The sequence below is a fragment of the Aeromonas sp. QDB62 genome (assembly GCF_027705695.1).
GTDB classification, from domain to species: Bacteria; Pseudomonadota; Gammaproteobacteria; order Enterobacterales; family Aeromonadaceae; genus Aeromonas; species Aeromonas allosaccharophila.
Genome location: NZ_JAPDCD010000027.1, coordinates 63364 through 69616 on the forward strand (window position 1 = coordinate 63364; position 6253 = coordinate 69616).

General features: G+C 57.3%; 6 protein-coding genes. 5 read left to right on the top strand and 1 reads right to left on the bottom strand.

What is annotated here, in order from left to right; genetic code table 11:
- Positions 1 to 53: 53 nt before the first annotated feature.
- Positions 54 to 1025 carry an octaprenyl diphosphate synthase gene (ispB, locus tag OKC27_RS14465; RefSeq protein WP_270806423.1) on the bottom strand — a complete coding sequence of 324 codons (972 nt, stop codon included), beginning with the start codon at positions 1023 to 1025 and terminating at the stop codon, positions 54 to 56.
- Positions 1026 to 1267: 242 nt separating this feature from the next.
- Here ispB and rplU point away from each other — a divergent pair, with 242 nt between their 5' ends.
- The 5 genes from rplU (at position 1268) to OKC27_RS14490 (ending at position 6141) form a co-directional block, all read left to right on the top strand.
- Complete coding sequence (gene rplU, locus OKC27_RS14470) at positions 1268 to 1579, top strand: 50S ribosomal protein L21 (RefSeq protein WP_005304210.1); 312 nt, start codon at positions 1268 to 1270, stop codon at positions 1577 to 1579.
- Between the two features lie 17 nt (positions 1580 to 1596).
- The gene (rpmA, locus tag OKC27_RS14475) at positions 1597 to 1854 is read left to right on the top strand and encodes a 50S ribosomal protein L27 (protein WP_005339028.1); all 258 of its coding nucleotides are present in this window, start codon (positions 1597 to 1599) and stop codon (positions 1852 to 1854) included.
- A 191-nt stretch (positions 1855 to 2045) separates the two neighbouring features.
- Positions 2046 to 3248 carry an Obg family GTPase CgtA gene (cgtA, locus tag OKC27_RS14480; protein WP_042059940.1) on the top strand — a complete coding sequence of 401 codons (1203 nt, stop codon included), beginning with the start codon at positions 2046 to 2048 and terminating at the stop codon, positions 3246 to 3248.
- 367 nt (positions 3249 to 3615) lie between these two features.
- Entirely contained in the window at positions 3616 to 4986 is a 1371-nt protein-coding gene (locus OKC27_RS14485) for a YjiH family protein (protein WP_042059942.1), read from the top strand.
- A 165-nt stretch (positions 4987 to 5151) separates the two neighbouring features.
- Complete coding sequence (locus tag OKC27_RS14490; protein ID WP_182938910.1) at positions 5152 to 6141, top strand: luciferase-like monooxygenase; 990 nt, start codon at positions 5152 to 5154, stop codon at positions 6139 to 6141.
- Positions 6142 to 6253: the final 112 nt, after the last annotated feature.

The window sequence follows — 6253 nt, forward strand, 5'->3', positions numbered from 1 at the left end:
AGCAGACAATAAAAAAGAGGCCGAAGGCCTCTTTTTTCATGCATGTCGTTTACTCAGGCACTGCGCTGCACGGCCATGTGGGCCAGTGTTTCCAGTGCGTGCTTGTGCGGGGAGTCAGGCAGGATGGCGAGAGCGGCAATGGCCTTGTCGGCCTCTTCCCGGGCCCGCATGCGGGAGTACTCCAGCGCGCCGGTACGGTCGAGAATCCCAAGGATCTGCTCAAGATGCTCCATACCGTTGCGGTGCTCGATAGCATCGCGCACCAGTTGACGCTCTTCCGGTGTGCCCACTTCCATGGCGCGCAGCAGCGGCAGGGTCGGTTTGCCTTCGGCCAGATCGTCACCGACGTTCTTGCCCATCTCTTCACTCTGGGAGCAATAGTCCATCACGTCATCGATGATCTGGAACGCGTTGCCCAGATACTTGCCGTAATCGGTCATGGCCTGCTCGACGGGCTCGGGCTGATGGGTCAGTACGGCGGCGAGCCGAGTGGCGGCCTCGAACAGCTTGGCGGTCTTGCAGTAGATGACCGTCATGTAGCTCTCTTCGGTGGTGTCCGGATCGTTGCAGTTCATCAGCTGCAACACTTCCCCTTCGGCGATGGTGTTGGTGGCGTCCGAGAGGATCTCCATGACCCGCAGGTTGGAGAGTTCGGCCATCATCTGGAAGGAGCGGCTATAGAGGTAGTCACCGACCAGCACGCTGGCGGCATTGCCAAACATGGCGTTGGCGGTCTCCCGGCCGCGGCGCAGGTCAGATTCGTCGACCACGTCGTCATGCAGCAGGGTAGAGGTGTGAATGAATTCGATGATGGCGGCCAGTTTCAGGTGATCCTCACCCTCATAGCCCAGCGCACGCGCAGCCATCACGGTCAGCATGGGGCGCATCCGTTTCCCGCCGGCGCTGACAATGTAGAAACCCAGCTGATTGATCAGACTAACGTCGGACTGGAGTCGGGCCAGGATCAGTTCATTGACCGCCGTCATGTCGGCGGCACAGAGCGCACGGATAGTCTGTTGGTCCATAAGTCTCGTAACGTGACAGCAGCAATAACTGCGATTTTAGTAATGGCAGGGATTCTACACGATTTCACAATGGGTTACAGTTAGGCGTTTATCCACGGCGGCAGATATGCGCACAAAATAAACTTTTTGCTAAATTGGCCTTGCCTGAGCAGATCGATTTGCGTAGAATGCCCGCCCATTGTTATAGGTTTTTGCGCATGTCTAGCCTTGAGCAAAAGACATGCCTTTACGGAGTTAATCAAATGTACGCGGTATTCCAAAGCGGCGGAAAACAACACCGTGTGGCCGAAGGTCAAATCGTTCGTCTGGAAAAGCTGAACGTTGAGACTGGCGCTACTATCGACTTCAACGAAGTTCTGATGGTTGCTGCAGGCGACACTTTTAAAGTAGGTGCTCCTTTCGTTGAAGGTGGCAAGGTTGTAGCTGAAGTTGTGGCTCACGGCCGTGGCGAGAAAGTGACTATCGTCAAGTTCCGTCGTCGTAAGCACCATCGTAAGCAAGCGGGCCACCGTCAGTGGTTCACTGAAGTCAAAATCACTGGCATCAGCGCTTAATTAGAGGAGTCCGATAAATGGCACACAAAAAAGCTGGCGGTTCATCCCGCAACGGTCGCGATTCTGAAGCTAAACGCCTGGGCGTTAAGCGTTTCGGCGGCGAAACAGTTCTGGCTGGTAGCATCATCGTTCGTCAACGTGGCACCAAGTTCCACGCTGGCACCAACGTTGGTCTGGGCAAGGATCACACCCTGTTCGCAACCGCGACTGGTAAAATCCTGTTCGAAGTTAAAGGTCCGCTGAATCGTAAGTACGTTAGCATCGTTGCTGAGTAATTACGGACCGCAAGGATCCGAAGCCCCGCCAACAGGCGGGGCTTTTGTTTTTCTGAATAACTGACGAAAAAACGGAACGCAGATGACCCGGGCTCCGACAGGGGCGTGGATTGCCAAGATGCGTATCGCCCGCAGGGGTCTGTACCACTATAATTGCGTATCGGTTTTTCGAATTAAGGTGACGGTTACCTATGAAGTTTGTTGATGAAGTCCAGATTCGAGTCGATGCCGGTGACGGTGGTAACGGTTGTGTCAGTTTTCGCCGGGAGTTGTATGTTCCCAACGGTGGTCCGGATGGCGGTGACGGTGGCGATGGCGGTGATGTCTATCTGCTGGCCGACGAAAACCTCAACACCCTGATCGATTACCGTTTTGAGCGTTTCCATGCCGCCGAGCGTGGCGAGAATGGTCGCAGTGCCAACTGTACCGGCCATCGTGGCAAGGACAAGATCCTGCGTGTGCCTGTCGGTACTCGCGCCAGCGACGAGGATACCGGTGAGCGACTGGGCGACTTGACCACTCATGGTCAGAAGCTGATGGTTGCCAAGGGTGGTTTCCATGGTCTGGGCAACACCCGCTTCAAGAGCTCTGTCAATCGGGCTCCGCGCCAGAAGAGTAACGGTACCCCGGGTGAAGTGCGGACCCTGAAGCTGGAGCTGCTGCTGCTGGCTGACGTCGGTATGCTGGGTCTGCCCAACGCCGGTAAATCGACCTTTATCCGTGCCGTTTCCGCCGCGCGTCCGAAAGTGGCCGACTACCCCTTCACCACCCTGGTGCCGAACCTGGGTGTGGTGCGTGGCGAGAACTCCCGCTCCTTCGTGATCGCGGATATTCCGGGTCTGATCGAGGGGGCCGCCGAAGGTGCCGGTCTGGGGATTCGCTTCCTGAAGCACCTCGAGCGTTGCCGCGTGCTGCTCCATCTGGTGGATATCTGCCCCATCGATGGCTCCGATCCTGCTGAAAATGCCGTGACCATTGTCCGGGAGCTGGAAAAATACAGCCCCGAGCTGGCAGGCAAGCCGCGCTGGCTGGTGTTCAACAAGATGGATCTGATCCTGGAAGAGGAAGCCCAGGAAGTGATGGACCGCGTCAAGGCGGCACTGGCATACGAAGGTCCGGTCTACCAGATCTCGGCCATCAGCAAGGAAGGTACCAAGAAGGTCTGCTATGACATTCTGGATCTGCTGGACACCATGCCCCGTCAACTGGAGCAGGATGCCAAAGAGGCGATCGAGAAGGTCGAGTTCAAGTGGGACGACTACCACAAGAACCAGCTGGCTCAGGCTGAAGCCGAAGCGCTGGCAGCTTCCGTGGCCTTCGATGAAGGGTTGGATGATGACGATTGGGATGACGACGAAGATGACGGTGTTGAAGTCATCTACGTGCGCGACTGATCCTCGTCACTCTCATTGAAAACCGGAGCCTGAACAGGCTCCGGTTTTTTTATATCTATCGAGTCACCGCTCATTAGGTATATTTGTTATGTCACTTATTGTCTGCCATTGATAACCGATTATACTGCCCACCTAAATTAACAATAACGAAACAATCATCTGGCGATGTCGATTGAATCGATATGCGTTGCTGTATCCGGTTGTTTTGATGGAAGGTTTACCTGCAGAAATATTTATGCGCAGATTTCTGCCTTAAAGGCTTGTTTGTGCATTTTTTTAGAGTATTCTTGCGCCCGTTTTTGCCGGTTAATGCATGAATACGCAGGTTGGCCGGGCTAGGGAAAAGTAACATTAGGGCAGTCATATCATGTTGGAAAAGAGTCTCGAAGCACCTGCGGTCAATACCCGCCGTAACTTGTTGATGTTTCTGGTTCCGTCACTCATCGGGATCCTGCTGTTCATGACGCCGGTCGTCTATGACGGTAACGTCACCATTCCGGTGGCCGTGCTGGCCAAGCTGGTGCAGCGGGTGTTTGCCGATTATCTGGTCGCCATGGTCAGCGCAGTGATCACCACCACCATGCTGATGACGCTGATCGCCTGGTTGTTCAAACCGGCGATTCTGGTGCGCCGTCCTTTCCTCAACAGCCTGTTCAATGTCTCCCCTTTCTGGGCCTGCGTGCGGGTCTTGGGCGGTATTTTCGTGCTGCTGACCTTCTTCCAGGCGGGGCCAGAGGTGCTTTACTCGGGCGCAACCGGTGGACTGGTGCTCAACGATCTGTTGCCGGTGCTGTTCTCGGTCTTCATTTTCGCCGGTCTGCTGCTGCCGTTGCTGCTCGATTTCGGGCTGCTGGAATTTGTCGGCACCATGATGACCCGCATCATGCGTCCGGTGTTCCGCTTGCCGGGTCGCTCTGCGGTGGACTGCTTTGCCTCCTGGCTCGGCGATGGCAGCGTCGGCATCCTGCTGACCAGCAAGCAGTATGAAGGCAAGTTCTACACCCAGCGTGAAGCTGCGGTGATTGGCACCACCTTCTCCGCCGTCTCCATCACCTTCTGTCTGGTGGTGATTTCCCAGGTGAAGCTGGAGCACATGTTTGTTCCCTTCTACCTGACCGTCTGTCTGGCGGGTGTGGTTGCTGCCATCGTGGTGCCGCGTCTGCCACCGCTCTGCTGGAAGAAGGACATCTATGCCGACGGCACTCCCCTGTGCCGCAAGCAGGAGGCGGTGCCGCACCAGCACAGCGTGATGAGCTATGGTTTCGAGCGGGCGCTGACCAAGGCTGACAGCATGACCGACCTGGGCGCCGTCGCGCGGGAAGGGGTGAAGAATGCGCTGGATATGGTGTTTGGCGTGTTGCCGGTGGTGATGGCGATCGGCACCTGTGCCCTGATGCTGGCCGAACACACTCCGATCTTCAACTGGCTTGGTGCCCCGTTCGTCCCCTTGCTGGAGCTGCTGCAACTGCCGGAGGCGGAAGCGGCCTCCAAGACCATCATGGTCGGTTTTGCCGACATGTTCATTCCGGCGGTACTGGCCTCGACCATCGAAAGCGAGATGACCCGCTTCGTGATTGCCGCCATGTCAGTGACCCAGCTGATCTATATGTCGGAAGTGGGTGCCCTGCTGCTGGGCAGCAAGATCCCGGTCAAGCTGTGGGAGCTGTTCGTTATCTTCCTGCTGCGCACCTTGGTCACCTTGCCGGTTATCGCCGCGGTGGCACACCTGCTGTTCTGATCACCTCGTCGTGGTGAAAAAGGCCATCCCGCTTGCGGGGTGGCCTTTTTGCATCCGGCGCATTGAGTCACCCGTCAGGCCATCAAGGGCAATTGTGTTCCGTTCGAACATCTCATGATAGAGTGCCCGTTCTGTTAGCAAATTGTGATGCAATGGAGTGTATTTATGTCTGCCATCCCCTATTCCGTACTCGATCTGGTGCCTGTTGCCGAAGGTTCTGTGCCTGCCGAGTCGTTTCGCCGTTCGCGGGATCTTGCCCGCCATGCCGAGGGCTGGGGTTACCAGCGCTACTGGCTGGCCGAGCATCACAACATGCCGGGCATTGCCAGTGCCGCCACCTCGGTGCTGATCGGTCATCTGGCCGAGGCCACCACCACTTTGCGGATCGGAGCGGGCGGCATCATGTTGCCGAACCACTCGCCGCTGGTCATTGCCGAGCAGTTTGGCACGCTGGCCTCTCTCTATCCCGATCGCATCGATCTGGGCCTTGGCCGGGCGCCCGGGACCGATCAGCGCACCATGCGGGCGCTGGGGCGTATGCGCAGTGGCGAGGTGGACGATTTCCCGGCCGATGTGCGCGAGCTGATGAGCTACTTTGGCGACGAGATCGGCGCCGTGCAGGCAGTGCCAGGTCAGGGGCTGCATCTGCCAGTCTGGCTGCTGGGTTCCAGCCTCTATAGCGCACAACTGGCGGCGGCAATGGGCTTGCCGTTCGGTTTTGCCTCCCATTTCGCCCCCGCCATGTTGCTGCAAGCGCTGGAGATCTACCGCAGCCAGTATCGTCCCTCTGCTCGCTGGCCCAAGCCCCATGCGGTGGTCTGCATCAATATGATCGCCGCTGACACTGAGCGGGAGGCCCGCTTCCAGTTCACTACCGTGCAGCAGCAGTTCTTGCGCCTCCATCGCGGCGATGCGGGCAAGCTGCCTGCGCCAGTCGTCCAGCTTGGCGACGAGTGGGCACCCCGTGAGCTGATGGCGATGGAGCAGACGCTTGCCCGCTCTCTGGTGGGCGACCCGGAACAGGTTCGTCACGGTCTCAAGGCGCTGCTGGCGGAAACCCGTGCCGATGAGCTGATGTTCAATGGCCCCATCGTCGACCATCAGGCCCGGCTGCGCTCCTTCGAGATCGCCGCCGAGCTGATGCAGGGTCTTTAATCCATGGTTTGAGCCTCGGTAAACGCTATCTTGAATAACCTGAACTCGGGATAAAAAACGGCGTAAAAAATGAACTCAATGCCCGTTCCAAGATCTGATCCTGCAGTGACAA

Excerpts from the sequence above, each read along its gene's own strand:
- rplU (WP_005304210.1), top strand. The coding sequence starts at position 1,268 with ATGTACGCGGTATTCCAAAGCGGCGGAAAACAACACCGTGTGGCCGAA.
- OKC27_RS14485 (WP_042059942.1), top strand. The coding sequence starts at position 3,616 with ATGTTGGAAAAGAGTCTCGAAGCACCTGCGGTCAATACCCGCCGTAAC.
- cgtA (WP_042059940.1), top strand. The coding sequence starts at position 2,046 with ATGAAGTTTGTTGATGAAGTCCAGATTCGAGTCGATGCCGGTGACGGT.
- rpmA (WP_005339028.1), top strand. The coding sequence starts at position 1,597 with ATGGCACACAAAAAAGCTGGCGGTTCATCCCGCAACGGTCGCGATTCT.
- ispB (WP_270806423.1), bottom strand. The coding sequence starts at position 1,025 with ATGGACCAACAGACTATCCGTGCGCTCTGTGCCGCCGACATGACGGCG.
- OKC27_RS14490 (WP_182938910.1), top strand. The coding sequence starts at position 5,152 with ATGTCTGCCATCCCCTATTCCGTACTCGATCTGGTGCCTGTTGCCGAA.